The sequence below is a fragment of the Pseudoalteromonas sp. ATL1 genome (genome assembly GCF_058933015.1).
Window position 1 is genome coordinate 990,996 of record NZ_JBZYXL010000001.1, and the last position, 19,413, is coordinate 1,010,408.

At 42.9% G+C, this 19,413-nt stretch carries 17 protein-coding genes and 1 pseudogene; 11 read left to right on the forward strand and 7 right to left on the reverse strand.

The genetic code is table 11. The features are described 5' to 3' along the window. Window positions 1–17 precede the first annotated feature (17 nt). Window positions 18–215, reverse strand: a complete 198-nt coding sequence (locus AC5FX4_RS04375; RefSeq protein WP_211867111.1) for a hypothetical protein — start codon at window positions 213–215, stop codon at window positions 18–20. Between the two features lie 809 nt (window positions 216–1,024). On the opposite strand from AC5FX4_RS04375, the gene AC5FX4_RS04380 reads away from it, so the two are divergent. After that, entirely contained in the window at window positions 1,025–1,654 is a 630-nt protein-coding gene (locus AC5FX4_RS04380; RefSeq protein WP_493605269.1) for a hypothetical protein, read from the forward strand. 19 nt (window positions 1,655–1,673) lie between these two features. On the opposite strand, the gene AC5FX4_RS04385 is transcribed toward AC5FX4_RS04380, so the two are convergent. Both AC5FX4_RS04385 and AC5FX4_RS04390 read right to left on the reverse strand, forming a co-directional pair. Next, on the reverse strand, window positions 1,674–2,384 hold the full coding sequence (locus AC5FX4_RS04385) for a hypothetical protein (protein WP_493605270.1): 711 nt from the start codon (window positions 2,382–2,384) through the stop codon (window positions 1,674–1,676). 645 nt (window positions 2,385–3,029) lie between these two features. Continuing rightward, window positions 3,030–3,239: a cold-shock protein gene (locus AC5FX4_RS04390; RefSeq protein WP_493605271.1), complete on the reverse strand. Its 210-nt coding sequence runs from the start codon at window positions 3,237–3,239 to the stop codon at window positions 3,030–3,032. Window positions 3,240–3,827: 588 nt separating this feature from the next. Here AC5FX4_RS04390 and AC5FX4_RS04395 point away from each other — a divergent pair. From AC5FX4_RS04395 to AC5FX4_RS04425, 7 genes and pseudogenes are all read left to right on the forward strand, one after another. Then, window positions 3,828–4,028 carry a hypothetical protein gene (locus AC5FX4_RS04395; protein ID WP_493605272.1) on the forward strand — a complete coding sequence of 67 codons (201 nt, stop codon included), beginning with the start codon at window positions 3,828–3,830 and terminating at the stop codon, window positions 4,026–4,028. Window positions 4,029–4,072: 44 nt separating this feature from the next. Next, window positions 4,073–5,113, forward strand: a complete 1,041-nt coding sequence (locus AC5FX4_RS04400) for a S66 family peptidase (protein ID WP_493605273.1) — start codon at window positions 4,073–4,075, stop codon at window positions 5,111–5,113. A gap of 182 nt (window positions 5,114–5,295) precedes the next feature. Then, a pseudogene (locus AC5FX4_RS04405) lies at window positions 5,296–7,203 on the forward strand (flavin monoamine oxidase family protein). 216 nt (window positions 7,204–7,419) lie between these two features. Next, a complete protein-coding gene (locus AC5FX4_RS04410; protein ID WP_493605274.1) occupies window positions 7,420–8,487 on the forward strand; it encodes an efflux RND transporter periplasmic adaptor subunit in 1,068 nt (355 codons plus the stop codon). Beyond that, window positions 8,484–11,546 (forward strand): efflux RND transporter permease subunit, encoded by a 3,063-nt coding sequence (locus tag AC5FX4_RS04415; protein WP_493605275.1) that lies wholly within the window; start codon window positions 8,484–8,486, stop codon window positions 11,544–11,546. The genes AC5FX4_RS04410 and AC5FX4_RS04415 overlap by 4 nt, the downstream gene beginning before the upstream one ends. Before the next feature lie 121 nt (window positions 11,547–11,667). Then, window positions 11,668–13,488, forward strand: a complete 1,821-nt coding sequence (locus tag AC5FX4_RS04420) for a S41 family peptidase (protein ID WP_493605276.1) — start codon at window positions 11,668–11,670, stop codon at window positions 13,486–13,488. 161 nt (window positions 13,489–13,649) lie between these two features. After that, window positions 13,650–14,135: a DUF3016 domain-containing protein gene (locus AC5FX4_RS04425; protein WP_493605277.1), complete on the forward strand. Its 486-nt coding sequence runs from the start codon at window positions 13,650–13,652 to the stop codon at window positions 14,133–14,135. Between the two features lie 42 nt (window positions 14,136–14,177). Here AC5FX4_RS04425 and AC5FX4_RS04430 read toward each other — a convergent pair whose 3' ends face one another. Next, window positions 14,178–14,519 (reverse strand): hypothetical protein, encoded by a 342-nt coding sequence (locus tag AC5FX4_RS04430; RefSeq protein ID WP_493605278.1) that lies wholly within the window; start codon window positions 14,517–14,519, stop codon window positions 14,178–14,180. 348 nt (window positions 14,520–14,867) lie between these two features. Next, window positions 14,868–15,161 carry a prephenate dehydrogenase gene (locus AC5FX4_RS04435; protein ID WP_493605279.1) on the reverse strand — a complete coding sequence of 98 codons (294 nt, stop codon included), beginning with the start codon at window positions 15,159–15,161 and terminating at the stop codon, window positions 14,868–14,870. Window positions 15,162–15,232: 71 nt separating this feature from the next. Between AC5FX4_RS04435 and AC5FX4_RS04440 the strand changes: the two genes are divergently transcribed. Further along, window positions 15,233–15,442, forward strand: coding sequence for a hypothetical protein (locus AC5FX4_RS04440; RefSeq protein WP_070991099.1), 210 nt, complete (start codon window positions 15,233–15,235; stop codon window positions 15,440–15,442). A 23-nt stretch (window positions 15,443–15,465) separates the two neighbouring features. Here the strand turns inward: AC5FX4_RS04440 and epmB are convergent, their stop codons facing one another. Then, window positions 15,466–16,479, reverse strand: coding sequence for an EF-P beta-lysylation protein EpmB (gene epmB, locus AC5FX4_RS04445; protein ID WP_493605280.1), 1,014 nt, complete (start codon window positions 16,477–16,479; stop codon window positions 15,466–15,468). Between the two features lie 41 nt (window positions 16,480–16,520). Between epmB and efp the strand changes: the two genes are divergently transcribed. Further along, window positions 16,521–17,087 carry an elongation factor P gene (gene efp, locus AC5FX4_RS04450; RefSeq protein WP_493605281.1) on the forward strand — a complete coding sequence of 189 codons (567 nt, stop codon included), beginning with the start codon at window positions 16,521–16,523 and terminating at the stop codon, window positions 17,085–17,087. A gap of 101 nt (window positions 17,088–17,188) precedes the next feature. Beyond that, window positions 17,189–18,163: an elongation factor P--(R)-beta-lysine ligase gene (epmA, locus tag AC5FX4_RS04455; RefSeq protein ID WP_493605282.1), complete on the forward strand. Its 975-nt coding sequence runs from the start codon at window positions 17,189–17,191 to the stop codon at window positions 18,161–18,163. Window positions 18,164–18,180: 17 nt separating this feature from the next. Here epmA and AC5FX4_RS04460 read toward each other — a convergent pair whose 3' ends face one another. Then, window positions 18,181–19,386 (reverse strand): methyl-accepting chemotaxis protein, encoded by a 1,206-nt coding sequence (locus tag AC5FX4_RS04460; RefSeq protein WP_493607771.1) that lies wholly within the window; start codon window positions 19,384–19,386, stop codon window positions 18,181–18,183. Between the last annotated feature and the right edge of the window lie 27 nt (window positions 19,387–19,413).

A 19,413-nucleotide genomic window follows, 5' to 3' on the forward strand; every position in this document is an offset into this window, starting at 1 on the left:
AAAAAGGAAAGAAGTCTTTACATAGGCAAACCTCCGCAAAGCATTTCATAAATTGCAAAGGCATGTGATACCCATGTAATCACCTCAAAAAGCCCTGAAACCAGTGACTTTTTATCGGGTGAACTCAGGTCAACTTGCTTATCCGAGCTAAACTCTGCAAAAAAGGATAGCTCTGTTTCATTGGTTTTAATGGTGCAAGATAGCTTTAACAGCATTTTCTTCTCCTGTTTTGGTTAAAATTGCCAGACCAAGGAAGAAATATAGAAATAAATTAATTAACCATTTGAGCAGACTTCTAACTTTTCGCCAGACAACGGTCGCCGTGTGCGCCCCCATGGTTTTACATGGCTGCAGGACTCATTAGAGAGTTGCAGGAGCTGGGTCTAGACCACAATAAAGTGGTCGCTCATTTAAGAGCGTCGATTTTCTATAAAAATGTGCACCCCAATAAAAAAGCAAATGGGCGTATATCACCCACTAGCCATTAGGCGATTAAACAATATACTCTGCTGGTAATTACTTCAAGGGAAAAGATAAATTATTTAGCACTTTTTTCATAATCAGAATAAAACACGATAAGTAATGCTCTTTCTTATTTAAAAGAGCAACCGAAGCAGGTTTAAAAGAGCAACCGAAGCAGGGCCATATCCAAAAAATGAATTGGTAGCTTGAGAAGTGTGGGTCAAACACAATGACTGCTGCTTAGCTAATATCGATGTTGCCTTGATGAAGATCTTCCGCTAGTTACTTTTAAAGTGATTTTACCGAAATGCTAAAGGTCATCACTCAAATTTGGAAAGTTGAATGTCTTTATTTCACCCTAGGGGTATAAAGTGGGGTATCGATTTCAGTCCCATGTGTTGTAAAAAATGTGCTTTGTGCTGTTTCATACAAATGGACTAGTAGCAGGAACATGCTTAGGTGGGCTAACTAACCGATGTATAACAGCAATAAAATTCAACTCTCTACGCTCAAGTAAAATAGGAATACTGCCGATACTAAGGCAGTACAAAAAGGAGCTTTTATGACTATTCATTTTAATATCCATTCGGCGTCAACAACGAATGCGCCAAAATCAACACCTACACAACCGCTTGCTGCGCCCGTAAAAAAGGAGCCAGAACCTAATCAGATTAAAGATACCAAAGAGAAACAAGTATCTGACGAGTCTGTGTCTATTGCTGCATTTACAGGTGATGCACCGAGCAGTTCACCATACAGCACTCTACTTAATCCTGAGGGCTTTGATTTTGAGAATATGTCTATCAATGAATTTAAAGGTATTGTTGACGCAATTCGAACGTTGGAGTCTGATATGGCACGCTCGAGTGGGTATACAGGGAGCTTACGTGGCACATTTTGGTCTGAAGTGATGGATGTTAAAGGTTCATTAGAAATCATCGATTACACATTACGTGATTTTACAGCTGACGAGAAAATAAATATTACCGACTTCTTTGTTGAGCATGTAGAAGGCGCTGCGCAGATGGAAAAAGAGAACTACCGCTCATTTCATGGTGTCTTAGCGAATGCTAAACAAACTCAACAAATAGCAAATAAAATCACCTCAGAATCGTTTATTAAAGAATATCAGGAAAAAGCGGTAGCATTTTTACAAAACCAAGAAACTAAACTAGTTGATACGCAGGCCTAATTTAGAAGCCTTGACTCACTTAATATTGACTTGCTTTACTACTCAATTGTGCAGAAATATTATCGTGTAACTTCATCCAGTTACTTTCATAACCCCATGCACTTTTAAACTCGTCATTAGCCTTTGAGTTATCTAACATATCTTTAAGATCAAAAACCTGAGAAAAGTTTTCTTCGTTAACGTCATACCTTGCCCAGCCACGTACTTCCATATCAATATACTTTAAATAGCTGGATTTAAAATCATTTGCAGCAGCAACAAATTCATCGTTGCTATTGAGTGTTTGTTCTACCAGTGTTCGCTCATCTTCAGTTAAAGAGCCTGTCGCTTGTAATTCACCAGACTCAGTTATCGAAACGCCCCAGTTTTTATTTGCTAGTTGAGGGTGCTGTTCATTTAGCTCAGACATAATACCTTCGTATTGCTTAGTCATTCGCTCAACTGACTGAGAAAGTTCTCCGCCCGGTGTGTACAGGTGAACAGTTGCAAGTGCAATATCATCCAGCGCTTCATCTACCGTTTTTGTTACAACTTCATCGTTAGATGATATAGATACGGGTCGAGCATAAGTTGGTGTAGGATCTTTGACTGAGTTTTTATGATAGACGTTAGCAAGCATGCCTTGTTTATTTGATAGTTCTGCTTTACGGCTTTGTGTTGACGCTTGTTCCTTGTTAGCGAGAGAAGTGGCGGGTTGTATCGAGCTACCACCTTGTGTTCCAATTTTCATACTTTTTTCCTTGTATGTTTCAATCTCAACTTGTTATCGACGCGTTAAGTATTCTCTTTAACATATTCAACTATAGAATCAAAAAAATACAAAATTCGATTAGTCCAATTACACTGGGTTATTGATGCCTTATTCTAAGAGGAAAACGGCCCAATAAATAGGGGCCATAGGGCTGAAAATTTCAGCACGTTCAGACATGCAAAACTGAACTAATTGAAAAGATTGGCTACTTTAAAAGCCTGCGTGCGACGAAAGCAACGCCGGGCTGCGATGGACGCTGAATATTTAGATAAGGTGATTAGAGCTTTGCTGCGGAAAAAGCATTTATAAAATATACTGGTTTTTATCAGAATGGCTTTGTGGAGTGATTTAACCTTAGCTGTCGAGCATAAATGCTAAGCTTATAGATTTTAAGTTAATTAATAAGTAGTGTTTTTATGATATAAAAATTAGAGGGGTGTCAAAGTGTGAATATGATTTATGTGGTGTTTTTGGGTGTTTATAAATATTATTTATGTTGGTGTGTTTTTGCAGTTTAGGGAGTTAATGGCTTTTTTATTGTGAGTTTTTTTGGGAATAGCTCCACTCATGTAAGAGGATGAGTGAAGCAATAATCTATTGTTTATATACGTTAATTAAAACGTATTAGATACAAACAATATTTTCTGCTTGAGGTCCTTTTTGACCTTGAGTAACAGTGAACTTAACGCGCTGACCTTCAGCTAAAGTTTTAAAGCCTTCGCTAGCAATAGAGCTAAAATGAGCGAAAACGTCAGGACCTGACTGCTGTTCAATGAAACCAAAACCTTTTGCTTCGTTAAACCACTTTACTGAACCAGTTGTAATAGTAGACATATTATAGATATCCTAGAAATTATTTAATAAAATTTGCCAAAAAATTTTGGCGATTAAGCATGAGGAAATAAATATTTACTGAGGATAACGCGAAGTATTAAAAATGTTTACTAGAGTAGTACATATAAAGACGACGAGGGATGCAACAAAATAGGTCTTTTCTCAAACCTTGTAGAGAACTCTACGCGAGTTAAGTGGGGAGGTCAAATTATATTTTAATTATATTTGAAATCATGCTTTTTAAAGTTGTGTAATATTTTTAGCTCACACAAGTATTGCTTGATGTATATATTTTACTAATTAGAAGGTGAGAGCGCTGTAATCAGGCACTTTATGAAAACTTAAATGGACAAATAAATCGGGCCATAGTGTATGTTGCTATGGTTCTGCTATTAAGCGACTGTACCTTTAATTACAATCAACAATGCAGGTACTTATGAAGTTATTATGGAAGTTCTTATGCTTGGCAGAATTGGCTTGACTCTGTACGGTATCGCATGCCAATGAGGCCGAAATGTAACGCATGACGGCCAAGCAACTTGCCCAGTTTATGGATGATTTTCAGTATGTTCATGAGGTTTATGGGGAATGTACTCACGCCAACATTTATACAACAACACCGATAAGTTTTTAAAGGCGGGTGAATACAACTATACAGGACCACGTTACACTTTTGTTGCCATGACCATGGGTCATGATGCAGTATCGGTTGCACGCCAGCAAATATTTGAGGGAAAGGCAGAAAATCACGTAAGTGTGTTTGAGTTTAAAAGGTTAGAAAGTCTCTAAAATTATTGAGTATTGGAAATAGATAATTATGAAAGTGGGTTTTAATGGAAAAAATACTCTATCCGTCGACGTTAAAGCCTGGCAGCAAAATAGCGGTAACCGCTTTTTCTTCAGGGGTGAATGAAGCATTTCATCCTCGTTTAGAGCGTGTTTTAACGCATTTGCGAAGTTCAGGCTTTGATGTAATTGAAGGCGAATGTTTACGAGAAAACTATCAGCATGTCAGTGCTACGCCTGAGCAACGCTCAGCAGAGCTGATGGCATTTTTATGCGACGACAGTATTGCTGCGATTGCGCCACCTTGGGGTGGTGAATTTGCGATGGAAATTTTACCCCTGCTAGATTTTGATCGCCTGAAGACGGCCAAGCCCAAGTGGCTATTCGGTTTTTCTGACATTAGCACCGTGCAGCTTGCGTTAATGAGCAAGCTTGGTTGGTCAAGTATGCACAGTGCAAATTTAATGCAGCTGCACCCTAATGAAAAAGATGCGTTAACTAGGCAAACACTGGTGCATTTAAAAAATGCGCAGCTGGGATATCGATTTTTGCAGCACTCATCAACATTGTACCAATTACAGGGCGAGTCGTTTGCTAACAATCCAGATAGCGTATTGCGCAGTACAGAGCAAACGAGGTGGAAAACGTATCCTCACGATAGTGCTGTCACGCTCAAAGGGCGGTTGATCGGTGGGTGTTTAGATACATTGCAGTACTTGATTGGAACAGACTATTTAGATTTGGCAAAATTAAAGCAGCGCTTTGCCCCCGAAGGCATTGTTTTATGCATCGAAAATGCAGAGCTCTCGCCAACCGCGTTGAAACGAGCTCTGTTGAGCTTACGTTTTAGAGGCGTGTTTGAGCAGATAAACGGCTTGTTGGTTGGGCGTAATGCAGTCACTGATGATGGCACTAAAGATATTCGCTCTGAGCAAGCTTTGTTAGATGTGATCCGCGCTCTTTCAATTCCAGTTATTTATGATGTCGATATAGGCCATTTACCGCCAAATATGACCTTATTTAACGGCGCTTATGCTCATGTGCATGCCTGTTCAGAACAAGGGAAAATAATACAAACACTTAGGTAGTGTGATGAGGTTGTAGCGATCAAGTTCGATACCACACACCCTCACAATCCTCCCAGAACAGACACCATGACGGAATACCCCGTAATTCGCATTTTTAAACCTTTGGACTAAGTTTAGAAACGATCGCAAAGTGCGCGATTATGCATCGGAGCGTTCTGGTGCATGTTTCTAGGAGGATAACCATGGACAATCATCAATCACGTGCGAAGTTTTTAAAACAACACCCAAAAGCCAAAGCGCATGCAGCGCTGGACGACGCTACCAATCAACAACTTCAGGTAACCCCTGGTCCTGTGAAGCTAACCGCCGGTAAATTTACGGGCAAAAAAGCCATCATTGTTGGCGCGGGTGTATCTGGATTAACTGTAGCGTATGAGTTACTGCAACAACAAACGGGTATGGAAGTCACCTTACTTGAAGCGCAAAACCGCACTGGCGGGCGTTGTTTAAGCCTGTGAACGGGTGACACCTTGACGGAAGATCAAGATAGCCAACTGTTCAGCTCTAAGCCGGGTCAAACGCAAGTGGTGCGTTTTCAACAGCCTTTGGGTGACAGTCAGCCATACTTAAATGCAGGTCTGGGCCGCATACCCTCAAGCCATAAGCGCTTACTTTCCTACCTTAAAGAGTTCGGTGTCGACGTAGAAGTTTATGTGATGAATAGCGAGTCGAACCTTGTACAAATGCAAGATAGCTTTAATGGTATGCCACTGGTATATCGCCGTTTAGATCATAATACACGAGGGTGGCTGGCGCAGTTAGTGTTTGACAACGCAGAGCAGCTGGTGCGCAGCACAGAATGCCAAGTGCAAGAGTGCGATGTCGCAACACGCACTGCGCAGTTAAAAGAGCTGATGATCAGCTTTGGTGAGCTGAGTGAAGACGGCAAATATGTCACCAGTGCTGGACAAGCCGGCATGGAAAATGGCAAAACCCGTGCGGGTTATACTGAATTGCCAGGCGTTCAAGCGGGGGTGACCGCTGAACCGTTGAGTTTCAATAGCCTGTTGGAATCGCAATTTTGGGATAAAACTCGCTTTTATCAGCCAGTCGATTTCCTTTGGCAAGCAACATTATTTCAACCTGTCGGTGGCATGGACCAAGTGCAACATGCATTTTCGCGCCAAGTTGCAGCACTTGGAGGTACAGTGCACTTGAATAGTCCAGTGAAAAATATACGCTGGGATGAAGCTCGTGGGCAATTTGCGATTTCGGTAAGCAAGTTGGGGACGACAGAGGTTGACGTACACTACGCCGATTACTGTTTTATCAATATGGCTATCCCATTCCTTAAAGAAATTTTGGATGAGTCATTGCAAGATCCAAACAGCAGTTCAGGACTGGATACTAAGTTTAAAGCGTCATTGCAAGCGGTATACAGGGCGCAGTTTTTTGATGATGGCGGGAAGCACGAGGACAAGTTCTTAGCCTGCACCACCAAAGTGGGTTGGCAAGCGGATCGCTATCTATGGCAAGGCAGTCAAGTGAAAGTGCGTAATACCGCGCAATGCTCGGAGCAATTACTGACTGTACCTGATTCTGAGGTGGGGGTGGTCCCCATTTTTGGCGGTATGTCTTGGACCGATGATGAAATAGTGCAAATTTGGTATCCATCATGTGCTTATCATGATCAAAAAGGGGTGCTTACTGGCGCTTATAACTTCTCCAAAGTCGCCTATGAGTGGGGCAAGTTATCGGTAGATGAGCGCCTAGATAAAGCACGCGCAGGTGCTAAGAAGTTTGGTCGTGCTTTTGGTGAAGGATTAGCGCAAGGTGTCGCAATTGCGTGGCAAAACATGCCTTACATCAAAGGTGGTTGGGCGCAGTGGCATGCGGTTGAGCAACATGCAGGCAATGCAGTTCAGCACTTTAACACCTTGGCTCAGGGAAGCCGTGTGAATGCTACCGGAAGTGCGCCAACACAGCCAAACTTTTTTGTAATTGGCGATCAGCTATCGTCATTACCGGGTTGGCAAGAAGGGGCGATCGCATCAGCCTTGAATGCAATCAGTAGAGTGGAGCGCCCTGACTTGGCGGTGCTTCATTTATCTTACTTACCAGATACACGCTTGATGGTTGAAGGTGTGTAGTCACATTTCTATTCACTAGCCAGCACCTGCTGGCTAGTTATCTTCCTATTCGTCACATAAGTTTTATAGTTAATTATTTGAATCAAAGAGTTATCAGTGCCATATTTTTAGCACACTTAAGTTTCACCTAGCTTTTCGTTTGGTTAAACGCAGATACACGTCTATCAATTAACAAAACAGGCTTTGTCAATGAAGCCCCCTTTGCAGGAGCACATCATGGTTATGGTTCGCAATTCTCTTTTTCTAATTTTCAGCTGCTTATTGACTGTCGCATGTAGTCCAAGCGAGCAATCTCAAGACAAAGCACAGCAATTGAGGCCGGTTCGAACTTTAACTGTGAGCTTGTTCCATGAAGGGCCCGTGCAAGAGTTTCCGGGCGTAGTGGATGCGGCCAATACGGCTGAGTTGGCTTTCAAGGTGCCGGGTGAGGTTAAAAAGCTATTAGTAAAGCAAGGGCAGGAAGTTAATAAGGGAGATGTGATTGCGGTATTAGATGACACGGATTACAAACTCGCTCTGGACGAGGCGCGAGCGTCATTTGAAAAAGCCAGTGCCGATTTTGGGCGAGCGGAAAAGCTTTTGCAAACAGGGACCATCTCCAAAGCTGATTTTGACCAGCTCAAACTGCAATTTTCTAGCGCTAAAAACAAACTCGCTTCTGCTAAAAATAACCTTGAATACACGACCTTACATGCATCGTTTAGTGGTGTCGTTGCGCGAACGCAAATTGAACAATTTGAAGAGGTACAAGCCAAGCAACCCATCGCCACATTGCAAGATATTAAAACGGTCAACATTAAAGTGAATGTGCCTGAGAGCGTGATGATTACCGTGTCAAAAGAGGCACCGAAGCAGGTTTACGCGGAATTCTCAGCCATTGAAGATAAGCGCTTTGAACTGACATTTGTTGAAGTAAGTACTAAAGCGAACGAAATCACGAAAACGTATGAAGTCACGCTTAGCATGACACCGCCACAAGGGTATAACATTTTACCCGGCATGACGGCCAAAGTGTTTTCGAGTTTGTCGGAGTCAGGGCAAAAAGCGATTTATTTACCCATTAAAACCGTTTTGAAAGATGACAACGGCAACTATGTGTGGACGGTTAAATCGCTAGGAGATGGCAAAGGGCAAGTGATGAAAACACCAGTCACAATTGGTGAAATGACCCAATTTGGATTCAAAATAAATAGTGGTGTGAGTGTGGGCGAGCATGTTGTATCGGCAGGTATGAGTAAAGTTACTGATGGTCAAATGGTGAAATTCTCAGGAGGCGAACTGTGAATATTACGCGTTTAGCCCTTGAGAATGATCGCACGGCATGGGTGATCTTTGCGGCCATGCTGTTGTTTGGCATATTGGCCTTTAACAAAATGCCGAAAGACTACGATCCCGGTTTTATTATTCGCACTGCGCAAGTGGTTACTTACTTTCCCGGCGCAAGCCCTCAGCGTGTTGAAGAGTTGGTGACAGATCAAATTGAAAAAGTGGTGCAACAGATCCCCGAACTCGATTTTGTGAAAAGTACTTCCAAAACTGGGGTATCGATTGTGAGCGTTAATATCAAAGAAAGTTACAAAGAAATGCGGCCTATTTGGGATAATTTGCGCCGAAAAATCCAAAGCATTGAATCAGATTTACCCAATGGCACGCTTGCCCCCATCGTCAATGACGAATTTGGCGACGTATTTGGCATTGTTATCGGTTTAACTGCCGAAGGTTACAGCTACAGAGAAATGGAAGATGTGGCGGAACAAGTGAGAGACACCTTATTGCGCTTACCTGAAGCGGCCAAAGTAGACATTCATGGCTTGCAAGAACAGCGGGTATTCATTGAATTTGAAAACAGCCGATTGGCGGCGCTTGAACTCTCTGCGAGTTTATTAGGTCAGCAATTAGCCGCTCGTAATATCGTGAACCCTGGCGGTTCTTTGTATGTGGGTGATGAAACCTTAGTGGTTGAACCCAGTGGTAACTTTGAATCCGTTGCTGAAATTGCCAATACCATTATCAACGTGCCCGGTAGTGAGCAAGTAATTTTGTTATCGGATATTGCTAAGGTATATCGCGATCATATTGAACCACCTAAATCTAAGGTCAGAGTAGGAGATGAGCGAGGTCTCACTATCGCCATTTCAATGCGTAAAGGCGGCAACAATTTAGAGTTAGGTAAACAAGTCAAACAAGCAATAAATCGTTTGGAAAGCGTATACCCTATTGGCGTTGAATTTAAGTTGTTGTCATTTTTACCGCAAGAAGTTGAGCAGAAGGTGAATGATTTTATCTCTAACCTTGTGCAAGCGATTTTGGTCGTGACGGTGGTGATGTTATTTAGTTTAGGGCTGCGTACAGGGCTTATCGTTGCCAGTTTAATTCCAATGAGTATGGTGCTGGGTATTCTGGTGATGTCATTTTTTGATATTAGCATCGATCAGATCTCTTTGGCTGCGCTTATCATCGCTCTCGGTATGCTGGTGGATAACGGTATTGTGATGTCGGAAAACATCATGGTGCAGATGGAAAAAGGCAAAGCGGCTGTCGAAGCCGCAATTGACTCGGCACAAGAGCTAAAAATTCCATTGTTAGTGTCTTCACTGACGACAGGGGCGGCCTTTTTACCTATTTTTTTAGCCGAGTCTGCCACAGGGGAATACACAGCGTCGCTGTTTAAAGTTGTGACGATTACACTGCTTTGCTCTTGGTTGCTCGCCATGACCATGATCCCGATGTTATGTGTGTACTTTGTGCGAGTGAATAGTGCGGCAAAAGAAGAGTTTAGCAGCTGGGTGTATGTGCTATATCGCACCGTGCTGGCCAAGTTATTACGCTTTCGCTGGTTAACGGTAGGGGTGAGCGTGCTGATGTTGGTACTGGCGATTGAAGGGCTGCAATTTATTCCAAAATTATTTTTCCCCCCTTCTGATCGTACTTATTTTAAGGTAGAACTAGAGCTACCAGTGGGCACTCGCTTAGAAACCACGCAAGCCATGGTTGAAGATATTGAGCAACACCTAAACAAAGCGTTACTGGTGAATGACGAACGATCACAAGGCATCACCAAGTGGGTGAGTTATATCGGCAATGGCGGTCCGCGTTTTTTGCTCACACACACACCAGAACCCACCAGCTCTAACTATGCGCTGATGATTGTTTCAGTTACAGACTATAAATTGATTGATTCGGTCATGGCTGATATCGAAGAGTACGCCTTGGGTCATCACCCAGATCTTCTGCTCAAGCAACGAAAAATTGAAAATGGCTCACCCATCAGTAACCCGGTTGAAATACGCTTGCTTGGGGAAGATAAAGCGCAATTGATGGCGATTGCCCAGCAAGTTAAAGATAAAATGCGGCAAACGCCAGGATTAAAAGCGATAAGTGATGACTGGGGACTACCCATTAAAAAGCTTGAAATCAACATCGACCAAGCAAGAGCACGCAGAGCGGGTGTGTCGAGTGAAGATATCGCCATGTCACTGCAAACTGGGCTCAGTGGCGTGGAGTTGACGCAATATCGAGAAAAAGAAGACACCATCCCGGTCATTTTGAGAACTGTGGCTTCAGACAGACAAGATATTGCCAAGCTCAAGGCGATGGTGGTTTACGCGCAAGCTTCGGGTAACTCGGTGCCCCTGCAACAAGTGGCCGATGTACAAGTGGTGTGGGAAAGTGCACAAGTGTTTCGTCGAGACAGGGTAAAGTCAATGGTCATTGGCGCCCAAATAGATGGGATCACGGCCAGTGAAGGATTTGCAGCATTAGCACCTTGGCTAGATGAACAACAACAGAGCTGGCCATTTGGGTATAGTTATGAATTGGGCGGGGAAGCCGAGTCATCCGGTAAAGCGAATGACTCAATCGCTGAAAAGCTACCGATTGCAGTGCTGATCATTGTGTTACTTCTGGTTGCTCAATTTAATTCTATTCGTAAATCATTGATGGTTTTAGTCACCATTCCACTGGGATTTATCGGTGTGGTTGCAGGGTTGTTTATCGGGCAATCGTTTTTTGGCTTTATGACTTTACTGGGTGTTATTTCTCTTGCTGGGATTGTGATTAACAATGCCATTGTTTTATTAGAACGCATTAAAACCGAGTTGGATAATCTGCCAGATGATCCAATAACCGCCATTATTATGGCTGCCCAAGCCCGTATGCGGCCTATTTTATTGACTACGGCTACAACAGTGTTGGGTTTATTACCTTTGTACCTTGGCGGCGGTGAAATGTGGGAACCAATGGCGCTTAGCATAATGGGTGGGTTATTGTTTTCAACCATCTTAACACTGGGAATAATACCCGTGTTGTATGCGTTGTTATTTTCTCTTCCTTATAAAGAGTAAATTTTATTTTAATTATAAAAGGGGCTTTAAAGCCCTTTTTTATTTGTTTGAGGTTATTTAAAAAATCATTTACGTTATTAAATGCAGTTGGAATAAAAGCAAATAATAAAGGAATGATAAAATGAAAATAATTATAAAACTGTTCGTCTTTACACAACTCGTATTACTGGCCGCTTGTGGTTCGGATAATGAAGCACCAAGTACCATAAAAGTGCAGCCAGAAACGAGTACTCAGCTAAAAAATCGCCCACAAATCTCATACTCAGAGCAGCTCATCACGGATGTTGCGTTGTTTTCTGAAGTTGCTTATCAAATCAAGTTTTTCTATCCCAGCCACAGTGTTGCTGATTCGAAATGGGATGCGTTTGTGGCAGAGTCAATTATTCAATTAAGCCAAGTGCCTCACGATGAGCGGGCAGAGCTTGCGCTGAAGTTGCTACAAGGGATCGCTCCCTTAGTAACGAATGGATCTATACCCGTTGAGCCAAATGCATCAGAGCAAGTAAAAACATGGCTTGCAAATAGCTCGATCGCAGAGGATGTATACACGAGAGAACTCGTTTCGGGTGAATACAAAGCGTTACAGGAGGACCAGCGCCTTGCTAATGAATGGTTTTACTCAACCACCTTGTTCGGCCAATCTTTGTATATTCCCTTATATCTCAAAGCGGGTGATGCGGAGCAAGGCGAACTTTATGAAGGTTACAAACAATATGCGCTAAGTAGCTCAATATTGGATACCGAAATTTGTATGTCGAGTGCCAGCCATATATGGGCCGAGATCCAACATTTTTGGCCTTATTTTAATGACGTTGAGGTTAATTGGCAGCCTGAATTACGTAAAATGATCGCCAGTTGCACGGCCGATGATGCAAGAGCAACTTGGGATAGCATTTCGGCTTCATTGAAGCTATTACAGGACAATCATGTCTATGTGCAATTACCAAATGAGGCTAATCCGTTTGGCGATTTGGTGTGGCAATTTCCTTTAAGGCTCGATTATGTGGAGAATAAGCCGCTAATCGTGCAAGCCTCGGAAAGCGTGTTGGACAAGGTAGCTTTGGGAGATGAAATCATCGTCATGGATAACACCTCTATTCGCGTTCTTGCAGATGAAGAATCAAAATGGCTGGCTGCATCTCAATCCTTGGCGCAAAGGTGGGGTCTTAAACTCACGCAAAGCCGTACGGAGCAAGTTCCGGCAGAGATACGCTTTCAACGCCCTGATGGGACAGAATACTCCGTGATGTTAGAGCCACAACCGATGGCGGAAATTGAAGTGGTAGGTGAGAGGCTCGTGCGTCGATATGGCTATACCCATAGTGTACTGGAAAATGATATTCATCATTTAGTGATATACAACGTCATCCCTGAAGATATAGCAGCACTTAAAACTCAACTGGCTTTAGCCAAAGGGATTATTATTGACTTAAGGTATTACCCAGCCAGTTTTCATGCATGGCGAGAGGTGTTAAGTTGGTTCAGTGAGCAAGCTATTAGTGCGGCGCCGATGTACTATAACTGGCAAAGAAGCCCAAACCAGCATGACGTCTACGTAGAAGCGCTCGTGCAATATACACAAGTGAGCGAGTTTAATTTGTCAGTGCCAGTGGTTGCGCTGTCGTCGAGAGACAGCGTGAGTCAAAACGAACATGCCTTGGCTTATGTGCAAAACGCAGGCATTCCAATTATGGGTGAAAAAACGCGTGGTATTAATGGTAATGTGGTCAGTAGTCCTATTTTTGTTCATGATGAGGGGCCTGAAGTTGTTTTCTGGTATACCGGGATGCGAGTAACCCAAAACAATGGTGCGCGATTGATCGGGGAAGGAATTCAACCTGACATGGAAGTACCAATTTCACGTCAATCCATCGTGGACGGCAGTGATAACCAGCTTGAAGCGGCCTATGAGTACTTATTACAAAGTGTCGATGCGCTATAATGGTTTCGATTTATTCGACTACAAGTGACTTGAGAGTGGGTATACTGCGAAGAATATGCATTATTGATAATAAGTGTAAAAGAGCGTAAACCTAAAAGACAGGCCTGTGTAAGTTAGTTAGAGTAACTTACACAGGAATTCGCTGTTTGGAGAATGTAAGTATGAACAAGTTCACAATTTTGCTAGCAAGTTTGCTCGTAGGTGGTGTGGTGCAAGCCGGTGAAGCCAAAGTTAATTTTAAAGACTTTAAGGAATACCGTGATGTACGACCAGGAAAAGAAACCCGAGGTTCTTACCATAAACGTATTGCCGAACAGCTGGAAAAGCACGTTGCTAAATTGGCCCAGCGTTTACCGCAAGGCTATCATCTCGACCTGACTTTTAACGATATTGACTTGGCTGGGGATGTACGCTTTAACATGGAAGATATTCGAGTTGTAAAGCCGATTTATTTTCCACGTTTGGATTTAGCTTACACGCTGAAAGATGCTAAAGGCGAGTTGATCCTTGATGAAAAAGATAAACAGCTCAAAGATATGTCGTTCATGGATAAGCTAAAACGAGGCAAAGATGAACCACTTAACTATGAAAAGCGCTTGCTGACAGAGTGGTTTGAAAAAGAGGTGTTAACCTTCATCAGCCAGTAAACGTTGACAGCGCATGTTACTGTGCGCTGTTTGGTAGGCTACTTACGCCTTGTTGTGATAAAAACTTCCTGATTCATAAGGGGTGAGGAAGGATAAAATGCCCTTGTTATTTTGTTTTAAAGCTAGTTTTGCTAGAGAGTCTGATTCCAATTGTACAGTTTCGCCTATCTGGCTTGAATTTAACCCCAGCCGTTTTCCAAATTGCTCCATGTCTTTATGAACTTGGGGTAATACTTCGTTTTTTAATTGTGCGGCCGCCTGAGCATAGCGTTCTCTTTCTTCGGGGGACGATGCATTTTGAGCAATCTGCTCGAAATCTGTAATGCTCTCTTTTGTGCCTTTCAGATCGCCTACACTCATATTGTATCCAAAATAAATATCCATCAAGTTCCGGCTTACGTTCACGTTGTTTTCTCCTTAAAAGTCATAATTTTTGCTAGCAAATCTTGTACCAGAATACGGTTCAAAGACTGTAATTATGGACGTGACCCTCTTATTTAATAGCTCGTGCACTTTTTATAAACAGGTTTGACGTAATGATCGCACTTTAAAGAACTGCTTCACTATGACGTTAATTGAATGCGCACCAGTGACAATTTGAAATAAGAAAGTGCAAGAAGGCTTGTGAATTAAAAGAAAGGATAAAACTTGGTGATGAGTTTTATTAAGCTTATGTGGTATTTAGCGCATAGAGCTTTTTGGTATTTATTAGCCCATGCGCTGTTCGAATTATTACTTAAACGTAGCGAGTAACTGCAACAAATGCTGTAGTTTTTGAACGGTTGTTTTTAGTAACAGCTCATCTAGCTGCTCACTGTCACTAAGTGTTTTAACGTTTGCAGCCACATCCAGCACATAAGGTTTGAAGCGCTTTGCTTCAAAATCAAAGCCTGCTTCTTCGGTAAATAGTGCCTTAAATTTGCCATGACCTTGCTGCTGTAGTTCGTCTAATTTTTTATCAGCATCAAGTGACTGACGATAAACAACTTTTAGGTTTTCATTCAATTTTTCAATGATGGTGTGCATATTTTTCCTAAAGTTATTGCTAAAACGGCCGATAGTCTACTTGGATTCATTTAAAAAGTCAGGTAACGCTTATGAATATTTCCGGAAATAACCTACCTGTGATGTCTGGTGCAGGCTCAAGTGGCGAGGTTTACAGCGCTTCTTTAGCCAAAAAGCAACAGCAAGCAGATGGGAAAGCTGCCCTTGCTTTGATTGAAGCCGCTGGGAGTAGTGCAGCAGCACAAAGTCCCGCAAAATCAACCACAGCAAGTTTGGGTAACAATATCAACGTTTACGTATAACCTCGGTTGTATTGATGTATTGTTTACTCTAGCTGTAAATCAATCGGTGTCTTACTTGTTTTGCCACCGATTTCTCTCACCAATTTGGGTACTAAAAAACCTGGCAACTCAGTGAGCATGTCGGCCATCAGCGACTGTGCTTGTGCCGTTGAAATATCAAAATGACTCGCCCCTTCTACCTTATCAAGTAAATGCAAGTAATACGGCAAGATGTCCGCGTCAAAGAGTGCTTCGCTCAAAGCAACTTGGGCTTCAACGGTATCGTTAATATCTTTCAATAATACCGCTTGGTTAAGCAAGGTCACGTTAGCTTGTTTTAACATGCCCATAGCTTCGCTGAATACGTCATCAATTTCATTGGCGTGGTTGATGTGATTGACCAAAATGATTTTTAAACGGCTTGCAGCTAAACGAGCACACAGTGCATCAGTGATTCTGGATGGCATAACCACAGGTAAGCGGCTATGAATTCTTAAACGTTTTAACTGCACCAGTGGCTCAAGTTGGTCCAGCAGCCAGGCGATGGCATCATCTTTGGCCATTAGTGGGTCGCCACCGCTCAAAATCACTTCATTGATCTGCGGATGTTGCTTGATGTAATCAACCACATCGAGCAAAGCACGCTTATTTAGTTGATTTTCTTGATACGGGAAGTGACGGCGAAAACAATATCTGCAATTGACCGCACAGCCTGTTTTGAGCATCACCAGGATGCGAGAACGGTACTTATGTAACAAACCCGGTTGCGCACTTTGTTGCTCTTGTAATGGGTCTTTGTTAAAACCTGCTTTGGCTAAAAACTCTTGATGGACTGGCATCACTTGACGCAACAGTGGGTCGTTGGGATCGCCATAACGCATTTTTTTGATAAAGGCTTGAGGCACGCGAACGGGAAATAAACGTCTTGCTTCAAGGTCTTTTGTGTCAAAATGGCCGTCTAAACCCAACATATTGAGTAAAGTTTTTGGACAAGTTACAACATTTGCCAATTCTTTTTGCCAGTTACTATGCAAATTTACTTCATTTGTTTGTATCATTAGCAGGTTTATTACTCGATAAAAGATGATTAGAGGATACGATGGCGAATTATAGCACCAACGAGTTCAAGGGCGGCTTAAAAATTATGTTAGATGGCGAACCTTGTGCCATCTTAGAAAATGAAATGGTTAAACCGGGTAAAGGCCAAGCTTTTAACCGCGTTAAGATCCGCAAATTGATCTCTGGTAAAGTGTTAGAGAAAACATTTAAGTCAGGCGACTCAGTTGAAGGCGCTGATGTAATCGATACGGATTTAGCATACTTATACACAGACGGTGAGTTCTGGCACTTCATGAACAATGAGACGTTTGAACAAATCGCGGCAGATGAAAAAGCGGTAGGCGATAACGTAAAATGGTTAGTTGAAAACGACGTATGTACCATTACGTTGTGGAATGGCAACCCAATTGCGGTAACACCACCTAACTTTGTAGAGCTTGAGATCACAGAAACAGATCCTGGCCTTAAGGGTGATACGGCGGGTACAGGCGGTAAACCTGCAACATTAAGCACTGGTGCTGTGGTACGTGTACCACTATTCGTACAAATTGGCGAAGTGATCCGTGTTGATACGCGTTCAGGCGAATACGTGAGCCGTGTAAAATAATACACATGTATGTGCTCACTGGTTGGGCAGCATCATTGAAAATCCCAGCTTATTGCTGGGATTTTTGTTTGAGCAGTACTTTATTTTTCAAGAGAACTATCATGTCAGAGCAACTTTGGGCACCGAGCGCCGATATCGAAACATTAAAACAACGGGCAAAAATCTTGGCAAAGATCCGCGCCTTTTTTGCACAGCGCGAGGTGGTTGAGGTGGAAACCCCGAGTTTATGTGCAGCCAGTGTCACCGACGTGCATTTAGCGAGTTTTAAAACGCGTTTTGTGGGGCCGGGCAATCAAGAGGGGCTAGACCTTTATCTACAAACCTCCCCCGAGTTTGCCATGAAACGCTTACTTGCGGCAGGCAGTGGGCCGATATATCAGCTTGCAAAGGCATTTCGTAATGAAGAGTCTGGTCGTCATCACAATCCTGAATTTACCATGCTGGAGTGGTATCGCCCTGGGTTTGATGAATTTGCCTTGATGGATGAAATTGAGCAATTGCTGCAAACATTGCTCGCTTGCCCTCCATGTACACGTATTTCATATCAACAAGTCTTTTTGGACGTACTGAATGTTGATCCGCTTACAGTCAATCTTGAAGAACTTAAGGTTGTTGCGAGTAACTATGGCTATGAAGATATTGCGCGTGAAGAAACGAACAAAGACACTTTATTGCAACTGCTGTTTTGTATGCAAATAGAGCCTAAAATCGGTCTTGCATCACCTTGCTTCGTTTACCATTTTCCTGCGTCACAAGCGGCCTTGGCGCAACTTAACCAAGACGATCCCCGTGTAGCAGGACGATTTGAGTTGTACTTTAAAGGCATGGAGCTGGCCAATGGTTTTAACGAGCTAACAGATGCCAAAGAGCAAGCGCAGCGTTTTGCTGACGATAATGCCCTGCGCGCTGAAATGGGATTAAATCCTGTTGCGGTTGATACGCGATTTTTAGATGCATTAGCGCATGGATTGCCATCGTGCGCCGGTGTTGCTTTGGGAGTGGACAGGCTGATCATGCTGGCACTCGATAAAACACGCCTATCCGAGGTTATTGCTTTTGATGTGACGCGAGCTTAGTACTCGCGTCCATTGGCTCAAACGAAGCGCTGTAGCTCTTTTTGTGTGGTTTCGGTCAGTTGCTGTGCTTTTTGGCAGTCATGCAGTGCGGCATCAATTTGCGTTTTAGCCTGTTGTGCCAGCGTAACAATTTGTTGAACCGCTTCATGGGTATGGGCTTGTGTTGATTCAAGTTGGTGCACCGCACTGGCGATTTGTTCTAATTGAGCCTGATTGCGCTCAAAATCATGGCTAATATCCGAAAAACCTTGCGATGTTTTACTGATCGCTTGCTCTGCGGATTCCGAGTGGCTAATGAGTTGCTCAGACTCGCGATGGGTTTCTCCCACTAAGCTATTCATTTGATTGATAAAGTCGCTGATCTGTCGAGTGGCATCATTGACCTTGACCGATAGGCTGCGTACTTCGTCAGCCACCACCGCAAAGCCTCGACCCGCTTCACCCGCTCGGGCTGCTTCAATGGCAGCATTGAGCGCCAGCAAATTAGTTTGATCGGAAAACTCTTCCACCATTTTAAGGATGCTGCGGATGTTTTCGCTGTTTTCTTTTAACCCAGATACGGTTGTTGAGAAGTTACCCAATAGCACGGTGATTTGCTTAACCTCATCAACCAGAGTGCTTAATGATTGCGATGAGCCGCGAACAAAATGCAAACTTTCCGTATTCGCTTGGTACACCTGATCGGTATTGGCCACAATGCTTTGCAAACTATGCGTCACTTGGTCACTGGCCGCTATGATGGAATCGCTCATGTTGATTTGCTGCGCACCAAAGTCGGCTGTTTGTTGCATTGAGTGCGTGACTTGGTAGTTGCTGGTGGCGGCAGTTTGTGCACCTTCATAGGTGTTTGCTAATAATTGGCGCAAATGCTGGGTAAAGGTATTGTACTGTTCGCTCAGTTCTCTGAATTCGTCGTAGGTAAACTTAGGCAAGGTGGCATTGAGATTGCCGTCTTGGCGGTTTGCTTGCTGCAAACTATCGCGCATCGCTCTAACCGGTCTAACAATTAGAAAGCGCATATAAAATAAAGTAAATACAAAACCTGCCACTGCACCTAGCGCCATTAACCAAAACAGCCCCATGCTGGCGTTGTTAGCATCTAATTCGTAATACAACCAAATAAGCGTGACGACTTGAAATGAAAAAACGAAACTTAAATTACCGAAAATTTTTCGAGATAGCGTATAAAAAAAGCTTTGTTCTATTTGATTATATAAACCCATGTAAAGACTCGTTGTTGGTTTTTGGTT

What these genes read in the sequence shown, in the direction of transcription:
- AC5FX4_RS04385 (WP_493605270.1), bottom strand. Translation starts at nt 2,384, where the DNA reads ATGAAAATTGGAACACAAGGTGGTAGCTCGATACAACCCGCCACTTCT.
- AC5FX4_RS04390 (WP_493605271.1), bottom strand. Translation starts at nt 3,239, where the DNA reads ATGTCTACTATTACAACTGGTTCAGTAAAGTGGTTTAACGAAGCAAAA.
- AC5FX4_RS04435 (WP_493605279.1), bottom strand. Translation starts at nt 15,161, where the DNA reads ATGCACACCATCATTGAAAAATTGAATGAAAACCTAAAAGTTGTTTAT.
- AC5FX4_RS04430 (WP_493605278.1), bottom strand. Translation starts at nt 14,519, where the DNA reads ATGGATATTTATTTTGGATACAATATGAGTGTAGGCGATCTGAAAGGC.
- AC5FX4_RS04395 (WP_493605272.1), top strand. Translation starts at nt 3,828, where the DNA reads ATGTACTCACGCCAACATTTATACAACAACACCGATAAGTTTTTAAAG.
- AC5FX4_RS04380 (WP_493605269.1), top strand. Translation starts at nt 1,025, where the DNA reads ATGACTATTCATTTTAATATCCATTCGGCGTCAACAACGAATGCGCCA.
- AC5FX4_RS04375 (WP_211867111.1), bottom strand. Translation starts at nt 215, where the DNA reads ATGCTGTTAAAGCTATCTTGCACCATTAAAACCAATGAAACAGAGCTA.
- AC5FX4_RS04425 (WP_493605277.1), top strand. Translation starts at nt 13,650, where the DNA reads ATGAACAAGTTCACAATTTTGCTAGCAAGTTTGCTCGTAGGTGGTGTG.
- efp (WP_493605281.1), top strand. Translation starts at nt 16,521, where the DNA reads ATGGCGAATTATAGCACCAACGAGTTCAAGGGCGGCTTAAAAATTATG.
- AC5FX4_RS04420 (WP_493605276.1), top strand. Translation starts at nt 11,668, where the DNA reads ATGAAAATAATTATAAAACTGTTCGTCTTTACACAACTCGTATTACTG.
- AC5FX4_RS04410 (WP_493605274.1), top strand. Translation starts at nt 7,420, where the DNA reads ATGGTTATGGTTCGCAATTCTCTTTTTCTAATTTTCAGCTGCTTATTG.
- epmA (WP_493605282.1), top strand. Translation starts at nt 17,189, where the DNA reads ATGTCAGAGCAACTTTGGGCACCGAGCGCCGATATCGAAACATTAAAA.
- AC5FX4_RS04460 (WP_493607771.1), bottom strand. Translation starts at nt 19,386, where the DNA reads ATGGGTTTATATAATCAAATAGAACAAAGCTTTTTTTATACGCTATCT.
- epmB (WP_493605280.1), bottom strand. Translation starts at nt 16,479, where the DNA reads ATGATACAAACAAATGAAGTAAATTTGCATAGTAACTGGCAAAAAGAA.
- AC5FX4_RS04400 (WP_493605273.1), top strand. Translation starts at nt 4,073, where the DNA reads ATGGAAAAAATACTCTATCCGTCGACGTTAAAGCCTGGCAGCAAAATA.
- AC5FX4_RS04440 (WP_070991099.1), top strand. Translation starts at nt 15,233, where the DNA reads ATGAATATTTCCGGAAATAACCTACCTGTGATGTCTGGTGCAGGCTCA.